Annotated in this window: 18 protein-coding genes and 3 tRNA genes; 15 read left to right on the plus strand and 6 right to left on the minus strand. The window is 67.8% G+C overall.

Annotation, left to right across the window (positions count from 1 at the left end; genetic code table 11):
• Positions 1-9: 9 nt before the first annotated feature.
• Entirely contained in the window at positions 10-1,176 is a 1,167-nt protein-coding gene (locus Tchl_RS12080) for an MFS transporter (RefSeq protein ID WP_075148644.1), read from the plus strand.
• Positions 1,177-1,265: 89 nt separating this feature from the next.
• Here Tchl_RS12080 and Tchl_RS12085 read toward each other — a convergent pair whose 3' ends face one another.
• The 4 genes from Tchl_RS12085 to Tchl_RS12100 all read right to left on the minus strand — a co-directional run bounded on the left by Tchl_RS12085 (position 1,266) and on the right by Tchl_RS12100 (position 5,542).
• On the minus strand, positions 1,266-2,147 hold the full coding sequence (locus Tchl_RS12085; RefSeq protein WP_075148645.1) for an alpha/beta hydrolase: 882 nt from the start codon (positions 2,145-2,147) through the stop codon (positions 1,266-1,268).
• A 244-nt stretch (positions 2,148-2,391) separates the two neighbouring features.
• Entirely contained in the window at positions 2,392-2,832 is a 441-nt protein-coding gene (locus Tchl_RS12090; protein WP_075148646.1) for a GatB/YqeY domain-containing protein, read from the minus strand.
• 213 nt (positions 2,833-3,045) lie between these two features.
• Positions 3,046-4,878: a M48 family metallopeptidase gene (locus Tchl_RS12095; RefSeq protein ID WP_075148647.1), complete on the minus strand. Its 1,833-nt coding sequence runs from the start codon at positions 4,876-4,878 to the stop codon at positions 3,046-3,048.
• 76 nt (positions 4,879-4,954) lie between these two features.
• Positions 4,955-5,542, minus strand: coding sequence for a LemA family protein (locus Tchl_RS12100; protein WP_075148648.1), 588 nt, complete (start codon positions 5,540-5,542; stop codon positions 4,955-4,957).
• 364 nt (positions 5,543-5,906) lie between these two features.
• Between Tchl_RS12100 and Tchl_RS12105 the strand changes: the two genes are divergently transcribed.
• The 3 genes from Tchl_RS12105 (at position 5,907) to Tchl_RS12115 (ending at position 8,708) form a co-directional block, all read left to right on the plus strand.
• Positions 5,907-6,908, plus strand: coding sequence for a TIGR01212 family radical SAM protein (locus Tchl_RS12105; protein WP_075148649.1), 1,002 nt, complete (start codon positions 5,907-5,909; stop codon positions 6,906-6,908).
• Positions 6,909-6,930: 22 nt separating this feature from the next.
• Entirely contained in the window at positions 6,931-8,103 is a 1,173-nt protein-coding gene (locus tag Tchl_RS12110; protein ID WP_075148650.1) for a trans-sulfuration enzyme family protein, read from the plus strand.
• A gap of 131 nt (positions 8,104-8,234) precedes the next feature.
• On the plus strand, positions 8,235-8,708 hold the full coding sequence (locus Tchl_RS12115; protein WP_075148651.1) for a hypothetical protein: 474 nt from the start codon (positions 8,235-8,237) through the stop codon (positions 8,706-8,708).
• On the opposite strand, the gene pgi is transcribed toward Tchl_RS12115, so the two are convergent.
• Positions 8,698-10,365 carry a glucose-6-phosphate isomerase gene (pgi, locus tag Tchl_RS12120; RefSeq protein ID WP_075148652.1) on the minus strand — a complete coding sequence of 556 codons (1,668 nt, stop codon included), beginning with the start codon at positions 10,363-10,365 and terminating at the stop codon, positions 8,698-8,700. The genes Tchl_RS12115 and pgi overlap by 11 nt on opposite strands.
• A gap of 155 nt (positions 10,366-10,520) precedes the next feature.
• On the opposite strand from pgi, the gene pgsA reads away from it, so the two are divergent.
• The 11 genes from pgsA to Tchl_RS12175 all read left to right on the plus strand — a co-directional run bounded on the left by pgsA (position 10,521) and on the right by Tchl_RS12175 (position 17,586).
• Positions 10,521-11,096, plus strand: a complete 576-nt coding sequence (gene pgsA, locus Tchl_RS12125) for a CDP-diacylglycerol--glycerol-3-phosphate 3-phosphatidyltransferase (RefSeq protein WP_075148653.1) — start codon at positions 10,521-10,523, stop codon at positions 11,094-11,096.
• Between the two features lie 91 nt (positions 11,097-11,187).
• Positions 11,188-11,263: transfer RNA gene (locus tag Tchl_RS12130), tRNA-Gly, on the plus strand.
• A 75-nt stretch (positions 11,264-11,338) separates the two neighbouring features.
• Positions 11,339-11,412, plus strand: a tRNA-Cys gene (locus tag Tchl_RS12135).
• A 69-nt stretch (positions 11,413-11,481) separates the two neighbouring features.
• A tRNA-Gly gene (locus Tchl_RS12140) sits at positions 11,482-11,557 on the plus strand.
• Between the two features lie 111 nt (positions 11,558-11,668).
• Positions 11,669-12,850 (plus strand): alkaline phosphatase family protein, encoded by a 1,182-nt coding sequence (locus Tchl_RS12145; RefSeq protein WP_408646102.1) that lies wholly within the window; start codon positions 11,669-11,671, stop codon positions 12,848-12,850.
• 673 nt (positions 12,851-13,523) lie between these two features.
• Complete coding sequence (locus Tchl_RS12150; RefSeq protein ID WP_198158945.1) at positions 13,524-13,901, plus strand: helix-turn-helix transcriptional regulator; 378 nt, start codon at positions 13,524-13,526, stop codon at positions 13,899-13,901.
• A 3-nt stretch (positions 13,902-13,904) separates the two neighbouring features.
• A complete protein-coding gene (locus Tchl_RS12155; protein WP_075148655.1) occupies positions 13,905-15,308 on the plus strand; it encodes a replication protein in 1,404 nt (467 codons plus the stop codon).
• A gap of 214 nt (positions 15,309-15,522) precedes the next feature.
• Positions 15,523-15,825, plus strand: coding sequence for a hypothetical protein (locus Tchl_RS12160; RefSeq protein WP_075149711.1), 303 nt, complete (start codon positions 15,523-15,525; stop codon positions 15,823-15,825).
• A gap of 257 nt (positions 15,826-16,082) precedes the next feature.
• The gene (locus tag Tchl_RS12165; protein WP_075148656.1) at positions 16,083-16,703 is read left to right on the plus strand and encodes a DNA-binding protein; all 621 of its coding nucleotides are present in this window, start codon (positions 16,083-16,085) and stop codon (positions 16,701-16,703) included.
• A gap of 83 nt (positions 16,704-16,786) precedes the next feature.
• Positions 16,787-17,068, plus strand: coding sequence for a type II toxin-antitoxin system TacA family antitoxin (locus Tchl_RS12170; protein WP_075148657.1), 282 nt, complete (start codon positions 16,787-16,789; stop codon positions 17,066-17,068).
• The gene (locus tag Tchl_RS12175; RefSeq protein WP_075148658.1) at positions 17,065-17,586 is read left to right on the plus strand and encodes a GNAT family N-acetyltransferase; all 522 of its coding nucleotides are present in this window, start codon (positions 17,065-17,067) and stop codon (positions 17,584-17,586) included. The genes Tchl_RS12170 and Tchl_RS12175 overlap by 4 nt, the downstream gene beginning before the upstream one ends.
• A 93-nt stretch (positions 17,587-17,679) precedes the next feature.
• On the opposite strand, the gene Tchl_RS12180 is transcribed toward Tchl_RS12175, so the two are convergent.
• Complete coding sequence (locus Tchl_RS12180) at positions 17,680-17,991, minus strand: hypothetical protein (RefSeq protein ID WP_146060728.1); 312 nt, start codon at positions 17,989-17,991, stop codon at positions 17,680-17,682.
• Positions 17,992-18,174 lie beyond the last annotated feature (183 nt).

The raw sequence follows: 18,174 nt of genomic DNA on the forward strand, positions 1-18,174 counted from the left end.
CTCGCCCCCATGCGCCTGCCCGTCATACCGACCATCGTTTTTGCCCAGCTCTTCGGCGGGTCGCTGTGGTTTTCGGCCAACGGCGTGGGCGAGGCGCTGATGCGCGTGTGGAGCATCGGGCCGGCCGAGATCGGGCAGCTGACCAACGCCGTGCAGCTGGGCTTCATCCTCGGCACCCTGGGGTTTGCGCTGACCGGGCTCGCCGACCGCTTCGCCGCCAGCCGCATCTTCGCCGTCTGCGCGGTGATCGGCGCCGCGGCCAATGCGGCCTTCGCCTTCCTCGCCGACGGGATGGCCAGCGCGCTGGTGCTGCGCTTCGTGGTGGGGCTGAGTCTCGCGGGCGTGTACCCGCTGGGAATGAAGCTGGTGGTGAGCTGGGTGCCCGAGCGCGCCGGTCATGCCCTGGCGCTGCTGGTGGGCATGCTCACGCTGGGCACGGCGCTACCGCACGGCCTGAAGCTCGCCGGCGGCGCGGCGTGGCAGGCGGTGCTGCTGGGGTCGTCGGTGCTGGCGCTGCTGGCGGCGGCGATGATCCTCAGGCTCGGCGACGGGCCGCATCTGCGCCCTCGTGAGGGCGCGCCGGCCCTGCGCATGGGGGCGGTGCTGACGGCGTTCCGCATCCCGGTGTTCCGCGCCTCGGCGCTGGGCTACTTCGGCCACATGTGGGAGCTCTACGCCGTGTGGACGCTGGTGCCGCTGCTGGTGGCGGGGTCGTCGCTGGTCGCGCTCGCGCCGGTGTCCGCCCTGAGCTTCGTGATCATCGGCATCGGCGCGCTGGGCTGCTTTGCCGGCGGCGCGATCAGCCGCCGCACCGGCAGCGCGCCGGTGGCCGCGGTGGCGCTGGCCACCTCGGGCGTGTGCTGCGCGCTGTTCCCGCTGGTGGCCGATGCGTCGCCGGCGTGGCTGCTGGCCTTTTTCCTGCTGTGGGGGCTCAGCGTGCCGGCCGACTCGCCCCAGTTCTCGGCCATGTCCGCCCGCGCCTGCCCGCCGGAGATCGTCGGCAGCGCGCTGGCGCTGCAAAATGCCATCGGCTTCGCGCTGACCATCGTGTCGATTACCTGGGGCACCGCGATGGTGGCGGATTGGGGGCCGAAGGTGTCGTGGCTGCTGCTGCCGGGGCCGGTGCTGGGGGTGATCGCCTTGCTGCCGCTGCTGCGTGGGCGGGCGGCCGCTTGAGTTGGTTTGCCGCATGGCCTGTGGGCCGGCGGTGTCCATGCCATGGAGAATCATGGCCTGTCCCGCTTTTCACCGCTTTTCACACGTGATCAGGCCGGTTCGGTCAGCGCCTTTCGCAGAAAGCCGGTCATCTCGGCCACCTCTGCGGCGATGTCCTGCGGGTCGCCGAAGTCGTCGTGGCTGGCGGCGATGATGCGTAGCCGCACATGCTCGCCGCTGCGGGCAGCGTGGATGAGGCGGGCCTCGGATGCGGGCACCGTGGTGTCCTGCGCGCCATGCACCAGCAGCGTCGGGCAGCGAATCGCGGCGATGGTCGTCACCGGAGCGATGTCGTCGAAACGGTGGCCGATCACATGCTCCACGTAGCGCAGTACCAGCCAGCCCAGCGGCAGATAGGGCACGCGCTTGTGGGCCAGGAGGCGGCGCATCATCGCCACCGGGTGGGAGAAGGCGGCGAGGCTGACCACCGCCGCCACATCGTCACGACGCGATGCCGCGAGCAGCACCGCGCCGGCGCCCACCGAATGTCCGACCAGCGCGATGCGATGCGCGTCCGCCTGCGGGCAGTGCCGCAGCCAGGCCAGGGCGTGGTCGATGTCTTCGGCGAAGCGCGGCAGCGAGGCGAAGTCGTCCTCGTCGCTGTGGCCGTGGCAGCGGGCGTCGATCAGCAGCACCGCGAGGCCGGCGGCGTGCAGCGCCGGCACCAGCGGCAGCATCATCGCGGCGTTGCCGCCCCAGCCGTGCATGACGAGCGCCACCGGCGCCGGTACGGCGCCCGCGGCGGGCACGAACCAGGCGTACAGCCGTCGGCCGCGCGCGGTCGGGATCCGCACCGCGTCGAAGGCCAGGCCCAGATCGGCCGGGGTCCGGTCATGCGGCACCCGCTTCGGCGCCAGACCGCGCCGCACCGCGAAGCGGAAACCGAGCAAGGCCGCAAGGGTGGCGGCGAGCGTGACTGCCCAGACGGTCATGCGCCGTCGCTGCCGGCCGGTTCGCTTGTGTGCGTCGGCGCAATGCGGCGAATCGCCGGCCGGAAGCGGCCGGTCTGACGGTCGGCGATCATTGGATCCGCCTGGCCGAGGCGGGTCCGGTCCAGCGCGGGTGCGTCGGGCACAGGCTGGCCGAGGCCGGCGAGGACTGCGGCGCCTGGAGCGCATTCTGCCGCGATCGGGCGGTGGCCATGGAAGGGGGCTGCGGCGGTGGGAAGAGGCCGGCTCAGCCGGTGAGGGCCTCCTTGACCCAGGCGTTGGCCTGCTTCGCGTCGAAGCTGCTGCCGTATTTCGCCTTCAGCGCCGCCATCACCGCACCCATCTGCTTCGGGCCGCGCTCGGCCAGGGCGGCGACGGTTGCGGCGATGAAGGCCTTCACTTCGGCTTCGCTCGCCATCGGTGGCAGGTAGGCGGTGAGGATCGCGGTCTCGGCTTCGAGCGCGGCGCGGCGATCGGCGTCCTTGATCACCGCGAGCGCTTCCTGGTTGTTCTTGAGGAACTTGCGGATCGTCTGCTGCACTTCGTCGTCGCTGCTTTCGCGGTTGGCGGCGTTCTTGCCGACCATTTCGGCTTCGGCGATCAGGGTGCTGAGCAAGGTGGTGCGGAGGCTGTCGGCGGCTTTGCGCGCGAGCAGGGAATCCTTTTTCAGTTGGGCGAGCAGGCTCATGGAACTCTCCTGGGGGATAGGGTTGAAACGGTTGGAATCGGCGAGTGGAGGCGGCGCGGTGCGGCGCGCGGGCTGCGGCAGTTTAGCGCAGCGTGCGGACAGGCGCTCGGCGGGGGCTCGGCGGGAGCTCGGCGGGAGCTCGGCGGTGCCGGGCGCCAGTTCGAACGGTGACCGGCCGGCGCTGCGGCCGGGGCGTCGTCGATTCCGGCCTGTTCAGTCGAGGCGAAGCGGGGCCGGGCAGTCCAGCGCTTCGCAGGCGGCGCGCAGCAGCTCGGCTTCGATCGGGGCGAGCTGCCCGTCCTCGATCGCCGCCTCGGCCATCGCCTGCACCAGGCGACGGCGGAACGGGGGGGCGGTGGCGGCGAGTCGGGTGAAGGCGCGGTCGAGTGCGGGAAAGCTGATTTCACCGGCTTCCAGCAGGGGGCCGAGCGCATCGAGCGGGGCGGCTGCGGCGCCGCGGGCATAGGCGGCGCGGGTGCCGGCCGCGTCGTGCTGGCCGGCGATGGCGATCACCGACAGCAGCAGTGCGGTGTGACGGCGCAGTTCGGCCGGGCTGGCTGCGAGCGAGGGCGCCGGCGCGCGGGGCTGGAGCGCATCGCGCAGCAGGCGCACGAGGACGTATTCGCCGAGGGCGAGCCAGCCGTCGGTGTCGGCCAGGGCATCGAGGAGCGCAATGAAGCGCTCGCGGCCAGCCCGGTCGAGCTCGCGCAGCGGCCCGAGGGCGAGCTCGATCAGCGGCAACCGCATCCCGGGGTCGAGCGTAGCCACCGTGGAGTATTCGAGTTCGGTGCGGGAAGCGAGCGGATCGCCGAGGGCGGCGGCGATCTTTTGCCGTTGGCGCTGGCGGATGCCGGGATCGCGGTCGAGGAGCAGGGCGAGGCAGATCGCCTGGGCACCGGAGGGCTCGTGCAGCGACTGGCGAAGCGCTTCGTCCAGACGGGCGATCCGGATCTGGGCCTGGGCGAGGTGCGCGGGCTGGGGCTGGCCGATCGTGGCCGTGAACGCGGCGGCCGTTTCCGCCGTGGGGGCGCTTGCTGCGGCCGTGGTGCTGGCCGGTGGGGTGGCGGGAAGTGGGTGATCGGGAAGAAAGCGCGGATCGATGCGGCGGATGCGCTCCGCGAGCGGGGGATGGGTGGCGAACAGCGCCGACAAGCGAGCGCTGGCGCCGAACAGCATGTGGCTGACTTCTTCCGCACGGGGGTGGCCGATGTTCGCATCGTGCCCGGCGATGCGCCGGAGCGCGCCGGCGAGGCCGGCCGGGTTGCGGGTGAATTGGACCGCTGCGGCGTCGGCGAGGAATTCGCGCTGGCGTGAGACCGCAGCCTTGATCAGCTGGCCGCACAGCACGCCGATGTGGCCGACGGCGACCAGCAAGAGGCCGAGGAGAGCGAAGGGCGAGCGGCTTTTGCCGCCCCGGCCGCCGCCGCGCAGCAGCACGCGGCCGATCAGGGAGAGCACGAGGATGCCGTGCAGCAGGCCGATCAGGCGCAGGTTGAGGCGCATGTCGCCGTTCAGGATGTGGCTGAACTCGTGGGCGACGACGCCCTGCAGCTGGTCCCGGTCGAGCTTTTCGAGCGCGCCGCGGGTGAGCGCGACCACCGCTTGCTGCGGCCGTGCGCCGGCGGCGAAGGCATTGATCCCGGGCTCCGCATCGAGCACGTAGACCGGCGGGGCGGGAAGGCCCGAGGCGACCGCCATCTCGTCGACGATGTTGAGCAGGCGGCGCTCGAGCGGATCGGGGGTAGCGCGCGCGAGCGGGCGGCCACCGAGCGCCCGCGCCACGGCCTCGCCGCCGCCGGCGGCAAGACGGGCGATGCGGTACAGCGAGGCGAGCAGGATCACGCCGCCGACGACGGCGGCGGTCGCGAGGAACTGCGCCGGGTCGAACAGGGGGGCGGTCGCCACGCTGCCGTCCTCGGCGGGAAACAGCAGCAGCGCGGCGCCGGCATGGACGACGACGATGATCAGCACGACCGCGAGCGCGAACCACAGTACCAGCAGGCGGCTCTGGCGGCGGGCGTGGTCCTGGGCAGCGAAAAAGTCCATCGCGGGCGGCAGGCCTGGAAGTGGGGGGCGAGCGGGCGGGAGGAGGGGCGAAGCGGGGTGCCGACGGGGGCGGGTCCTAGCCGAAATCCACCTTCAGCGCCTGGCGGGCGTCGGCGTTCTCCAGCACCCATTGCTCGGCGGCGGCAAAGCCTACGGCGTTGGCGATCAGGGCGTCGGGAACCTGCTCGCGGCGGATGTTGTAGGCAGTGACCGCGTCGTTGTAGGCCTGGCGGGCGAAGGCGATGCGGTTCTCGGTGCTGGCGAGCTCTTCCTGCAGCTGCATCATGTTCTGGTTGGCCTTGAGATCCGGGTAGGCTTCGGCGAGCGCGAAAAAGCGCGTCAGCATGCTGCCGAGGGCCGCTTCGGCACCGGCGAGCTGGCGCATCGCGGCGGCATCGGTCGGCGCCCCTTCGGCGCGTTCGGCGGCGGCGCGGGCCTGGTTGCGCGCGGCGATCACCGCTTCGAGGGTTTCGCGCTCGTGGCGCATGTAAGCCTTGGCCGTTTCCACCAGGTTGGGAATCAGGTCGTAGCGGCGCTGCAGCTGCACGTCGATCTGGGAGAAGGCGTTCTTCACCCGGTTGCGCAGCGCGACCAGGCCGTTGTAGATCAGCACCGCCCAGGCGAGCAGGGCGACGACCAGGGCAATCACGATCCAGCTCGACATCAGAGACCTCCGTGGGATGCAGTCGTGGGGCCGCGCCGAGAACCGCGGCGGGGGCGCTTGCGCGCATGGGCGGGAACGGGAAACGATTGTGCGGCAGCGCCGGCGCCGGGGCAATTGGCATATGCATCCATGTGCAGCCGTGGCGCATATGTCGGTGCCGTGTGCATCCGGAATCCGGGCTGCGGAGCGGGGCTTGAGTGGCGGCCTGAGTGGCGGCCTGAGTGGCGCTGGTGCGTTGCGCCGGCCGTTGCCGCCGGCAGGGGGTAGCCGCGGACCGGATGCGCCGGAAGGGTGGGCTCAGGCATACTTGCACCTTTACGTCCGTAGCGCCGAACCCTGGCCGATGTCCCGGCCTCCCTTGCCGATGTCCTGTGAAACCGCTGCCGCCGAGTGCTCCGCCCGGTCCTCTCCTGCCCCATGCCCCGCTGCCGGTACGCCGTTCGGCGAGCGCCGCTACAACGCCTGGAACGACCATGTGAAGCGCCGTTATGGCGGGCGGGTGCAGAAGGTGTCGGTCGCGGCCGGCTTCAGCTGCCCCAACCGCGACGGCGTGCTTGGCACCGGCGGATGCACGTTCTGTAACAACGCCGGGTTCACCCCGGGCTATCTCGACCGCCGCCAGCCGATCGGCGAGCAGATCGACACCGGGCTGCGCTTCCTGCTCCGGCGCTACCCCGGGACGCAGCGCTACATCGCCTATTTCCAGAGCTACAGCAACACTTACGGCGAGTTCGAGCGCCTGCGCGCATGCTACCAGGAGGCACTCGCCCATCCGCGGATCAGCGGGCTGGCGATCGGCACCCGTCCGGACTGCCTGCCCGACGCGGTGCTCGACTACCTCGCCGAGCTGGCGCGCGAGTCGATCATCGAGCTCGAGATCGGCGTCGAGTCGTGCACCGACGAGGCCCTGCGCCGGGTCAATCGCGGCCACGACTTCGCCTGCAGCGCGGATGCGATCGAGCGCGCGGCGGCGCGCGGGCTGGAGGTCACCGCGCACCTGATCCTCGGCCTGCCCGGGGAGTCGCGTGCCGGCCTGCTCGACGGCGCCCACCGGCTCTCCGCGCTGCCGCTGCGCGCACTCAAGCTGCACCAGCTCCAGCTCGTGCGCGGCACCGCGCTGGCGCGCGACTGGGAGCGCGATCCGGGCGCGGTGCCGCTGCTCGGCGAGGACGAATACATCGCATTGCTGGCCGACTTCGTCGAGCGCCTGTCGCCCGACATCCTGCTCCAGCGCCTGGGCAGCGAAGTGCCGCCGGCGCTCAAGCTGGCGCCGCAATGGAACATGCGCCTGTCCGAACTGGCGCCCCGTCTGAGCGCCGAGCTGGCGCGGCGGGGAAGCTGGCAGGGCTGCCGCGCGGGACAATGATCTTGATCGAGCGAGAACGACGATGAGCGAGCGCAGCACTCCCGGTTTGGCCACCCTCGGCATCCACGGCCACGGCTTCAAGGATGCCTACGGCAGCCCGCATGTCCCGGTGTATGACACCACCACCTTCGCCTTCGCGTCGACGGCCGACCTGCTCGACGTCATCGACGGGCGCAAGGCGGGCGGGCTGTACACCCGTTACGGGCTGAACCCGTCGATCCTTGCCCTCGAGAACACCCTTGCCGGCCTCGAAGGCGCGGAGCAGGCCTGGGCCTTCTGCTCCGGGATGGCGGCGGCGAGCGCACTGTTCCTGACCCACGGGCGCGAGGGCATCGTCTGCGTCGGCGAGGCCTACGGCGGCACGCTGGAGCTGCTGTCGAGCCAGCTGACGCTGCTCGGGATCCGCACCCACCTGATCCTCGACGACGAACTCGAGCGCCTCGATGCCCTGCTCGCCGGGGGGGCGAAGCTGGTGTTCTTCGAGACCCCCACCAACCCCACCCTGGGCCTGATCGACATCCGCGCCATCGCCCGCCGGGCGCACGCCCACGGGGCGCTGGTGGCGGTGGACAACACCTTCGCCTCGCCGGTGAATCAGCGCCCGCTCGCGCTCGGCGCCGACATCGTGATGCACAGCGCGACCAAGTACCTCGGCGGCCACAGCGACCTCACCGCCGGCGCGCTGATGGGGGCGAAGGCGCTGCTGCAGCCGGTGTGGAGCTGGCGCAAGAACCTCGGTTCGATGATCGCGCCCGCCACCGCGTCGCTGCTCGCGCGCAGCCTGCGGACCCTGGTGGTGCGCGTGCGCCAGCACAACGCCTCGGCGCAGCGCATCGCCGAAGCCATGCAGCGCCATCCGCGGGTGCGCCGCGTGTTCTACCCCGGGCTGCCCGACTTTCCCGGTCATGCGCTGGCGAAGGCGCAGATGGCGGGCTTCGGCGGCATGCTGACGATCGAGCTCGCCGGCGACGGTGCGGACGCCACCGGTGTCGCCGATCGTCTGCGCCTGTTCGCCCTCGCCCCCAGCCTGGGCGGGGTCGAAAGCCTGGTGACGCAGCCGTGCACCACCACTCACCATGACCTGTCCGCGGCGGAACGCGCCCGCCGCGGCATTTCGGATGCGATGCTGCGCCTGTCGGTCGGTCTCGAGGATGTCGACGACCTGATCGCCGACCTGGAGCAGGCGCTGGCCTGAAGGCGCCGCACCCGCTGAAAAAACGCCGGGAGTGGAGGGGCTGCGGGCGGCGGCTTGATGCAGTTCAATCTCCGCCTGCGGCGAAGCGGATAGCATTGCCATCCTGTCGATCCTCTTCCGGAGCAAAGCCCATGCAACCCAGGTTCTTCATCTGCACACTGGCCCTCGTCGCGGCCCTTGCCGGTTTCGCCTCTGCCCCGGTTGCGGCCGACGGCGGGCGCCCTGCGGCAGAGCCGGGTGCGTCGGCCGATGCGCTTCCACGGCCCGCCGACGAAGCCCTGCGCAGCGCGATGACGGCCTTGCGCGACACCCTTGAGCAGCGTATCCGCGAAGCCGGGACCGAGCCGTTGGCCGAAGCCGACTACGTGGTGCTGGCCGCGGAGATTGAGCGCCAGGTCGCCGCGATCGTCGCCGGGCGGGATTTCCACAGCCGCTCCGGGCGCCACCTGCAATGGCTGCTCGGCGACATCACCGATGCCGCCGGACTGATGCGCAGCGCGCCGCGGGTGCCGGCAAAAAAGCTGGGATTGATGCGGGCGGTGGAGACGCTGAACTTCTACGGCCGCGAATACGACCATCCGGGTTGGGTCGTGCTCAAGTACTGAGCGTGCGGCGGTAACGGTTGCGGTAACGCGCGACCAGCGCTTCGGTGCTGGCGTCGTGGTCGCCGGGGAGGGCGGCAGTACGGGCCGGGTCGAGTTCGTCAAGGACCCGGGCCGCCAGCTGCTTGCCCAGTTCCACGCCCCACTGGTCGAAGCTGTTGATGCCCCAGATCGCCCCCTGGACGAAGGTGCGGTGCTCGTAGGCGGCGATCAGCGCACCGAGCGAGAAGGGCGTCAGGCGCTCGAGCAGGATCACGTTGCTCGGCCGGTTGCCGGCGAAGGTCCGGTGCGGCACCAGGGCCTGGATGCGTGTTTCGGCCAGGCCGGCGGCGCGCATCTCGGCTTCGGCCTGTTCGGCGCTGCGTCCGCGCATCAGGGCCTCGGCCTGGGCGAGCAGGTTGGCGAAGGCGATGCGGTGGTGGAGCTCGTCCTCGGCGCCGGCCTCGAGGACGCCGATGAAATCGACCGGGACCGGCTGGGTCCCCTGGTGCAGGAGCTGGAAGTAGGCGTGCTGGCCGTTGATGCCCTGTTCGCCCCAGATCACCGGGCTGGTGTGGCAGCCTACCGGCTGTCCGTCGGCACCCACCGACTTGCCGTTCGATTCCATCTCGAGCTGCTGCAGGTAGGCGGGCAGGCGGTGCAGGCGCTGGTGATAGGGCGCGATCAGCTGGCTGTGCGCGCCGAGGAAATCGATGTTCCAGATCGCGATCAGCGCCATCAGCACCGGCAGGTTGCGTTCCAGAGGGGTGCTGCGGAAGTGTTCGTCCATGGCGTGGGCGCCGGCGAGCAAGGCGTCGAAGTGCACGGCGCCGATCTGCAGCATGATCGGCAGGCCGATCGCGCTCCACAGCGAGAAGCGCCCGCCCACCCAGTCCCAGAAGCCGAACATGTTGCCGGGGTCGATGCCGAAGGCGCGGACCGCGGCGGCATTCGTCGACACCGCGACGAAATGGCGGGCGACGGCCGCTTCGTTGCCGGCATGGGCGACCAGCCAGGCACGGGCGCTGCGGGCGTTGGTCAGCGTCTCCTGGGTGGTGAAGGTCTTCGAGGCGACAATGAACAGGGTTGTTTCGGGATCGGCGCTGCGCAGCACGTCGCCGATCTGCACGCCATCCACGTTCGACACGAAGTGCAGGCGCAGCGCCGGGTGGGCGAGATCCTTCAGCGCTTCGCACACCATCGTCGGGCCGAGGTCGGAGCCGCCGATGCCGATGTTGACGATGTCGGTGATGCGCCGGCCGCTGTAGCCCAGCCACTGGCCGTCGCGCACTTCGGTGCTGAACCGGCGCATGCGCGCGCGCACCGCCTCGACCTCGGCACCGAGGTCGACACCTTCGGTCGTGCTCGGCATCCCCGCCGGACGGCGCAGGGCGACGTGCAGCACGGCCCGGTCCTCGGTGGTGTTGATGCGCTCGCCGGCGAACATCGCCGCGATGCGGGACGGCAGCCCTGCTTCAAGCGCCAGGCGCAGCAGCAGCGCGAGGGTGTCGTCGCGCACGAGGTTCCGGGCGTAGTGGAAGACGAGGCCGCAGGCTTCGGCCTGCAGACGCCGGGCACGGGCAGGGTCCTCGGCGAACAGCGAGTTCAGGGAAAGGCCGGCAAAGGCGTTGCGGTGAGCGGAGAGCGCAGTCCATGCGGCGGATTGCAGGAGAATGGGCATCGCAGTGTCGCGGTTCGGAGCGGTCGGAGTATGGCGTTCGGGCACAGATGGTACAGACAGGGGGCGCCGAAGTGTGTACCTTCCGACGAGCGCCGAGGGGCTGATCGGCGCTGATATACTCGGATCCCGATCACACGATTTCCTGGCTTGCCGGCATGCCGCTCAACATCCCGAATGCGCTCACCTGGGCGCGTATCGCGCTCATCCCGATCTTTGTCGGCGTCTTTTACCTGCCCGACAACTGGATGCCGGTGGCGAGCAAGAATCTGGTGGCGACCGGGATCTTCATCGCCGCCGCGGTCACCGACTGGTTCGACGGCTACCTCGCGCGCGCGCTCGGACAGACTTCGGCCTTCGGTGCCTTCCTCGACCCGGTGGCCGACAAGCTGATGGTGGCCGCAGCGCTGATCCTGCTGGTGCAGCTGGCGCGGGTCGATGCCTTGATCGCGGTGGTCATCATCGGCCGTGAAATCACGATTTCGGCGCTGCGCGAGTGGATGGCGCGGGTCGGCCAGTCGGCCAGCGTCGCCGTAGCCTATGTCGGCAAGCTCAAGACCGCGGCGCAGATGGTGGCGATTCCGCTGCTGCTGTTCAATGCGCCGCTGCTCGGCATCGACCTGCGCCTGATCGGCGAGATCCTGATCTATGTCGCCGCTGCGCTCACCTTGTGGTCGATGGGCTATTACCTTCGCCGGGCGATGCCCTTGCTGCTGGACAGGGACGGGGCCTGAGTTGCAAGTCCCGGCGCTGCACTTGAAGCTGGAAATGCAATTCAAAAGTTGACAGGCAAAAAAGGCTGACTATAATGGCGGTCTTTCCCGGGCGGGAATAGCTCAGTTGGTAGAGCGCAACCTTGCCAAGGTTGAGGTCGCGAGTTCGAGACTCGTTTCCCGCTCCAAGAATTTGCTGCCCAGGCCGATGTCTGGGCAGGGCGGCTCCGGCAAGTTTCTGGAGTCGCCAGCCGAAAGGTCGTGGCGCGATGGCAGAGTGGTTATGCAGCGGCCTGCAAAGCCGTGTACCCCGGTTCGATTCCGAGTCGCGCCTCCAGAAGTAAATGCAGTTCGCAGTGTTGCGGCAGAGTGCGGAAGTTGATATATTTCGCGCCCTGTCGTCAAAGCGGGAATAGCTCAGTTGGTAGAGCGCAACCTTGCCAAGGTTGAGGTCGCGAGTTCGAGACTCGTTTCCCGCTCCAGAATCCGAAGCCGGATGGGTACAATGTGCTCATCCGGCTTTTTTGCGCTTTCGCCCTGCGCAGCCCACAGCTCAGCTGTGACCGCGACCGTCCGTTGACGGCCCGATATCCGTGCTGAACATCCATTTTCCGCTTCCTGCCGATTCCGTGCTGCCCGAATACGGCCCCGGGGGGCTGTACGATCTGGCCAGTACCTTGCGTACCTGGCTGCATGAGCCCGGAGCAGGGTGGCACGCGGGCGGTGTTGCCCCGGGAGACGCTGCGGCGACGGTCGTGTTGCTGGTGATCGACGGTCTGGGTGACCGTTATTTGTGCTCGGTGGGGGCGGGTTCGGTGCTGCATGCTCACCGCCGGGGGGCATTGACTTCGGTCTGTCCAAGCACCACCGCGAGTGCGGTGACGACCTTGTTGACCGGCGTTGCGCCCGCGGTCCATGGCCTGAATGGATGGTTCATCCATGACCGCCGGTTCGGTGGCGTCGTCCTGCCCCTGCCGTTGAGTCTGCGTGCCGGTCCGCCGCTGGAAGCCGTCCGGCTGATGTCGCGGCTGTGTCCTGCGCCGCCGATGTTCCATCATGCGAGCCGGCCTGCGGTGCTGGTCTCCCCGGCCGATATCGCGTTTTCGCGTTTTTCGCGGCATCACGCGCGGGGCGCGCGGGTTGTGCCCTACCAGGGACTGCAGGCGCTGGAAGCGCAGATTCTGGCTCAGGTCGATGCCCTCGCGGGCAGCGGCGGCCTGGTCCATGCCTACTACCCCGTGTTCGATGCGCTCAGCCATCTGCATGGCTGCCGTTCGGCGCCGGTTCATGCCTGCTTTGAGCGGATCGACGCCCTGTTCGCCAATCTGCTGAATGCATTGGCGGGGCGGGGCGTGCATCTGGTGGTCACCGCCGACCATGGTTTTACTGATTCGTCGCCGCAGCGCACGGTCGACCTGCCCCCGGGCGGAGAGGTCGCCGCGATGCTTGCCGCACCGCTGTTCGGCGAGCGCCGCCTGGCCTTCTGTCGCGTACGCAAGGGGGCTGCGGCCGAGTTCGAAGCCTGGGCAAGGGCGGAGCTGGCGGGCAAGGCCGTGCTCGTCAGCGGAAAGGACTGCCTGGAGTCGGGCTTGCTTGGCCCGGGGGTGCGGAATCCGCGGCTGGCCGAGCGGGTCGGGACGCATGTGCTGCTGATGGAGTCCGGGTGGACGATCATCGACCATGTCGAAGGCGAGGATTTTCACGAAATGATCGGGGTGCACGGCGGCTTGAGTGCCGATGAAATGACCGTGCCGTCGATCGCCGTGCGCAGCTGAGCGGTCGCCGCACTTTCAGCGCAGGCGTTCGCCCGGCGGCGCGGTGGTGTGCAGACGATGAGGGGTGCTGCGGAGGAGATCGCGCACGATTCGAGCGCACGACGCGGGCACCACGCTACAATGCGGACCCCGCCCGGGTGGCGAAATCGGTAACCGCAGTGGACTTAAAATCCGGCAATTGCTCTACCTCATCACTCATGTGGACAGATGGTAAACAGGCGTATTTCCCGTGTTTACAGGGTTTAACGGGCATTTTCAGGCAACTGCTATTCACACCGGGTTAGAGTAATTTCCGGGTTGCAGTGTCCCGAATTTGTCCCATGCGGGAGCGATAAACCCTTGACCGCATCGGGCATTTGCTCTAACTTTCTATTCACGATCAGTTACGTGGCTGGCATGGTGGTGTGGAGTAGTGACCCCCGCCGACAAAAATGGGCCAGCAGGGTCACTTGCACGACAGAGCGATAGTGTAAGGCAAGACACACGGACTTCCCGGCTCCCCGGCCGCGGGCGTGTAGTTGCAGGCGTGATCGTAGCGCGCGATGCGCAAAGTGTGCTGGATTGGGTTCATCTTTTCCCGCCAAGTTCTAGCCTCTTTCGGGTGTGCACTCATACTGAGATTTGATCGCTGACGCAAGCCGCAAAGCGGCTTGCTCATCGAGGTATGAGTACCATGAGCACCCCTGACAACCGCCATTCTTCTGTTCCCGCCCTTCCTGAGGCACTCTCGGGGACGCTGATCATCGGCGATCCACACTCCACATCGCTGCCGGTTCGCATCCTGTTTACCGAGCAGCTTTCCGCGCTCATCGGCAAAAGCCCGACGACGATCCGCACTTTTGCCACGTCGAGCAAATATCGACATCTAATCCCGCGCCCTTTCAAGTTGCCTGGCTCGCGGCGACTGTGCTGGTACGAAAAAGACGTACTCGATTGGATCGAGTCGACGCGGCCCGTCGAACCGCCGCCGCAGCGCCGCCCACGCGGGCGACCGACAAAGAGGGAGGCACAGGTCCGCGCATTGTGGGCCAGCAATCAGCAAGCGCTCTGAATCATGGGAGCCGGTATCCGCGCGGCAGAAAGCCGTGCGTCGGCACTCGTCCGTCCGGCGCAAGCACAGCTATTCAGCTTGGAGGAGGCAGGCTGTTACCACGACACAGCCCGGCAGGGCTTTTTCTCGTTGCTCATGGCGACGGGTGGTGGTGGCGGCAAGAAGCAGGACAGTTACCGGCTGTCACAGATGCCCGTGGTGCTCTCCATGCTCGACCACAGCCGGGATACCTGGCTGTCTCAGGCCGAGTTCATTAAGCCAAACCGCCGTGTCGTCAATCTGGCCCGTATCGGGCTGCTATTCGCTGACTTGGACACCTACCGCGAGCCGTGGGCGCAGGGGCGCAGCCCCGAGCAACTGGCCGCCGCTGTCATGTTCCGCTGCTACGACGAAGGCGTGCCGCCGCCGTCGATCCTCGTTTTCTCTGGCCGTGGCGTGCAAGCCAAATGGTTGTTGGATGGCACCCTGCCGCGTCAGGCGCTGCCACGCTGGAATGCCTGCCAGCGTTACCTGATCGACCGTCTGGCCGGGCTGGGCGCTGATCCAGCGGCCAAGGATGCAAGCCGCGTGCTGCGGCTGGTCAATACGGTGAACAGCAAGAGCGGCGAGGTTTGCCGCGTCATCCACGTTGAGCGCGGCCCGGACGGCGAGCCGATCCGGTACAACTTCGAGTATCTGGCCGAGGCGCTGCTGCCGGTGGCCCGCTGGGACATCGAGGCCGACCGCAAGGCCCGCGCCGACCGTCGCCAGTTCAAGCTGTTGCCGGGCGGCCAAACCGGCAACCTGCGCAGCCTCAACGGGCGGCAACTGGCTTGGGATCGTCTGGAGGACTTGCGCACGCTGGCCGCGCTGCGCGGCGGCGTGGCCGAAGGCGAGCGGATGCAGCACCTGTTTTGGCGGCTGAACTTCCTGCTGCTGTCAGGCGCAACGCACAGCGGCCAGATGTACCACGAGGCCGCCGCGCTGGCCCGTGAGCTTGATCCACGGTGGAACTACCGCAGCGGCGAGCTTATGACGCTGTACGCCAAGGCCAAGGCCCACGAAGCCGGGGAAAAGGTGGAGTTCGGCGGCAAGCAGCTTTCCCCGCTCTACACACCGAAAAACGACACGCTTATCAGCCTGTTTCACATCACCGACGACGAGCAGCGCAAGCTGCGCACGCTCATCAGCCGGGACATGGCGACCGAGCGCCGCCGTGACCGCGACAGAAAGCGCGACGAAGCCCGCAGGCGGGCCGCTGGGGCTGTCGATCGTGCGACCTATGAGGCCAATTCCGCGAGCCGTCAGAAGCCGTGGGAAGCCTTCGGCATGAGCCGGGCAAGCTGGTATCGAGCAGGTAAGCCCATGCCTGCCTGTGAGACAGGTTCCTCCCCTATTACAGCCGCCAAGGTGGATCGCAAAGCGTGAGACAAGTCCCTCCCCTATTACTAATGGCGAAGCCTACGCCCGGCGCGAAGCGCCTGTCTTTGAGTAGCCCCCAGCATTCTAAAAATGCGAGTAGCCCGCGCAGGTTGTGGGTAAGTCCAACGGACTTATCCATCATCCTGCGCTGCGCCGGAACGGCGCGAGTAGCCCGCCGCCCGCAGGGCGGCCCCCTCGTCCAGTTCGCCGGGTGGCCGTCATGAGCCGTGCCCGTCGATCCTTTCCGCCCGAGTTGCTGGATTCGTTGCGGGCAATGACGGTGCAGGAAACGCTAGACCGGCTGGGCCTGTACTGGAAGCGTGATCCTGACTTTGTGCCGGTGAAGGACAAGGCCACGGTGCGGCTGAATGTGTCCATCGGTGGCGGCGGTGTTGAGCTACTGGCGACCGGGCCGAAGTGGTACGACACGCGGGCAGAGCAGGGCGGCGGCGGTGCCATCGACCTGACCATGCACCTGTTCCGGTTGTCATTCGTGGATGCTGTCAAACGGCTTGCGCCGTGATGCTGGTTTCATTCTCAAAGGCGACGCTCGCCGCTGGGCATCTGCCGGGGGATGCTTAACGGCCCTTGGCCTACATCCCCCGGCAGAGCCGGGAGCGTGGGGCGCTCCGAGTGCGTCAAGGGGCTTTCGCGGCATAAAACCTGCCCGCCACGCGGTCAGATTTATTCCACGTCCCCTTGACCCCCTCTCCACTCAAGCTCGGTTGTTACGTTACCATAACGTAACATGTTACGATGTTACGATGAAAGGAGCAAGCCATGCAGCAAGTCGTAACCCAGCAGGCGGTGGATGCCGCCGCTGATGCCATCGTCGCCGCAGGAGGAAAACCCACCTTTCGGTTGATCCAGCAGCGAGTCGGCGGGTCGTTCACCACGCTCAAGCCGATGCTGGCCGATTGGGAGGCCCGGCGCGAAGCGGGGCGGGAATCCGCTGTGGAAGTGCCGGATGCCTTGCTGGCACGCGGCGCTGATCTTGTGCGCACCATTTATGCCGAAGTGGCCCAGCAGGCGCGGGTGGAGTCGGAGGCGGTGCGCAAGGATGCCGAGGCCCGCGTTGGCACGATGAAAGACGAACTGAGCGAGGCGACCGAGGAAATCGCCCGACTGGAAGCGCAGGATGCAGTCCGCGCCGAAGAGCTTGCAGTGTTGCGTGAGGCGAGCCGGGCGCTGGAGTTGAAGGTTGGCCGTCTGGAAGAGCGTGCCGAGCATGCAACACGCATGGAGGCCGAGCTTCGCGATGCCCGCGCTGCTCTGGCTAAGGCCGAACAGCAGGTGATCGACCTTCAAGGCCAACTTGCCAAGGCGGGCGATGTCCAGCGGCAGCTTGCCAGCCTCGAAGAGCGTCTGGCAGCGGCTGGGGTTGCGCCGAAGGGGGGGTAGCTCACGAAACGGAAAAAATCGTACGGTAGTGGCGCCACACTGTACGGCAATCTGCCGTATAATTACAGGAGGAGGACAAGACTATGCCCGCAGCCATTTCTACCGCCCGCCTCGAAGCCCGGATCAGCACCGATCTGCATTCGATGCTCAAGCGCGCCGCCGAACTTCAAGGACGCACCATGACTGATTTCGTGGTCGCTGCCGTCCAGGACGCCGCGCAACGCGCCATCGAGCAAGCCGAGGTCATCCGCCTGTCGCTGGCCGATCAGGAGTGCTTTGCACAGGCGTTGCTGTCGCCGCCGCAACCGGCCCCGGCCTTGGAACGCGCTTTTGTCCGTCGCCGCAAGCTCTTGCGTGCTGAATGAGCAGCGCGCCGTTCCGGCTCGCGCCGCTCGATGCCGCGCATGATCGCTCCGCGTTCAACTGCGGTTCAGAACCGCTTAACCGCTACCTGCGGGAACAAGCGACCCAGGACGTTCGCCGCCGTGTGGCTGCCTGCTTCGTGGCGTTGGCCGAAGGGCAGCGCATCGCGGGCTACTACACGCTGGCGTCGGCAAGCCTGCTGCTGGCCGATCTTCCGGCCAGCGTCGGCAAGAAGCTGCCGCGCTATCCGACCGTGCCAGCGGTTCGCATGGGGCGTCTGGCAGTCGATCAGGCTTTCAAGGGGCAGGGGCTAGGCGGTGCGCTGTTGGCCGATGCGCTCGACCGTGCCGTCCGTTCCGAGATTGCCGCCTATGCCTTGATGGTGGATGCCAAGGACGAGGCGGCAGCGGCCTTCTACCGGCATCATGGCTTCATCGCTTTGCCCGACTCGCCGTTGACGCTTTTCCTGCCGCTGGCAACGGTGCAGGCGTCTCGGAAAACGGAAAAAAAAGCACGCTAAGCCGTTGGCATTTTTGCGCGTCAGGTTGGGCTATACCCCAGCTGGGTGTCAGGCCCGCAGCCAGCCTGGCAGGGGTAGGCTACCGCTGCCAGGCTACCGCGCCTCCATGACCGCCTGTTCGATCCGCATCTGGAGTATCGAGAGGTACGCCAGCAGCGTGATTTTCTCGACGAGATCAAACCGGTCGCAGCAGATGACCAGTTCCTCGCGGCGGTATTCCCGCTGTCGTTGGCAACTGGACGGAATCAGCACGATCCGAGGTTCCGGCCTGCGCTTTCTGGGCGTGAACGGCAGCATTTGCAGAATCGCGCCGGGGCACGAGCGCATCGCCTGGACAAATCTCTGCCGTTCTTCCTTATCCGTGCAGAGACGCTCCATAACGTCAGGGTGCAGAAATACGAACATGTTGCCTCCTTTCTTCACTATTGGATGCTGCGCGACACGTCGCCGCGCTGCGCCCGCTCATGTGTTGCGGCACTCCGCCAGCGCTCTCGTCTGCCGGTTTTCGCGGCAGCAGGGCGCGGGTGGCCGGATGGTCGGGCAGGTCTTCGCGGCATTCCAGCGCCGCTTGCAGCATCGGGCCAGCCA

Origin of the sequence: Thauera chlorobenzoica, assembly GCF_001922305.1 — a bacterium.
Lineage (GTDB): Bacteria > Pseudomonadota > Gammaproteobacteria > Burkholderiales > Rhodocyclaceae > Thauera > Thauera chlorobenzoica.

Bases quoted from the DNA above. Each gene is read 5' to 3' on its own strand.
- Tchl_RS12080 (WP_075148644.1), top strand. From the start codon at position 10: ATGCGCCTGCCCGTCATACCGACCATCGTTTTTGCCCAGCTCTTCGGC.
- Tchl_RS12085 (WP_075148645.1), bottom strand. From the start codon at position 2,147: ATGACCGTCTGGGCAGTCACGCTCGCCGCCACCCTTGCGGCCTTGCTC.
- Tchl_RS12090 (WP_075148646.1), bottom strand. From the start codon at position 2,832: ATGAGCCTGCTCGCCCAACTGAAAAAGGATTCCCTGCTCGCGCGCAAA.
- Tchl_RS12095 (WP_075148647.1), bottom strand. From the start codon at position 4,878: ATGGACTTTTTCGCTGCCCAGGACCACGCCCGCCGCCAGAGCCGCCTG.
- Tchl_RS12100 (WP_075148648.1), bottom strand. From the start codon at position 5,542: ATGTCGAGCTGGATCGTGATTGCCCTGGTCGTCGCCCTGCTCGCCTGG.
- Tchl_RS12105 (WP_075148649.1), top strand. From the start codon at position 5,907: ATGTCCTGTGAAACCGCTGCCGCCGAGTGCTCCGCCCGGTCCTCTCCT.
- Tchl_RS12110 (WP_075148650.1), top strand. From the start codon at position 6,931: ATGAGCGAGCGCAGCACTCCCGGTTTGGCCACCCTCGGCATCCACGGC.
- Tchl_RS12115 (WP_075148651.1), top strand. From the start codon at position 8,235: ATGCAACCCAGGTTCTTCATCTGCACACTGGCCCTCGTCGCGGCCCTT.
- pgi (WP_075148652.1), bottom strand. From the start codon at position 10,365: ATGCCCATTCTCCTGCAATCCGCCGCATGGACTGCGCTCTCCGCTCAC.
- pgsA (WP_075148653.1), top strand. From the start codon at position 10,521: ATGCCGCTCAACATCCCGAATGCGCTCACCTGGGCGCGTATCGCGCTC.
- Tchl_RS12150 (WP_198158945.1), top strand. From the start codon at position 13,524: ATGAGCACCCCTGACAACCGCCATTCTTCTGTTCCCGCCCTTCCTGAG.
- Tchl_RS12155 (WP_075148655.1), top strand. From the start codon at position 13,905: ATGGGAGCCGGTATCCGCGCGGCAGAAAGCCGTGCGTCGGCACTCGTC.
- Tchl_RS12160 (WP_075149711.1), top strand. From the start codon at position 15,523: ATGAGCCGTGCCCGTCGATCCTTTCCGCCCGAGTTGCTGGATTCGTTG.
- Tchl_RS12165 (WP_075148656.1), top strand. From the start codon at position 16,083: ATGCAGCAAGTCGTAACCCAGCAGGCGGTGGATGCCGCCGCTGATGCC.
- Tchl_RS12170 (WP_075148657.1), top strand. From the start codon at position 16,787: ATGCCCGCAGCCATTTCTACCGCCCGCCTCGAAGCCCGGATCAGCACC.
- Tchl_RS12175 (WP_075148658.1), top strand. From the start codon at position 17,065: ATGAGCAGCGCGCCGTTCCGGCTCGCGCCGCTCGATGCCGCGCATGAT.
- Tchl_RS12180 (WP_146060728.1), bottom strand. From the start codon at position 17,991: ATGTTCGTATTTCTGCACCCTGACGTTATGGAGCGTCTCTGCACGGAT.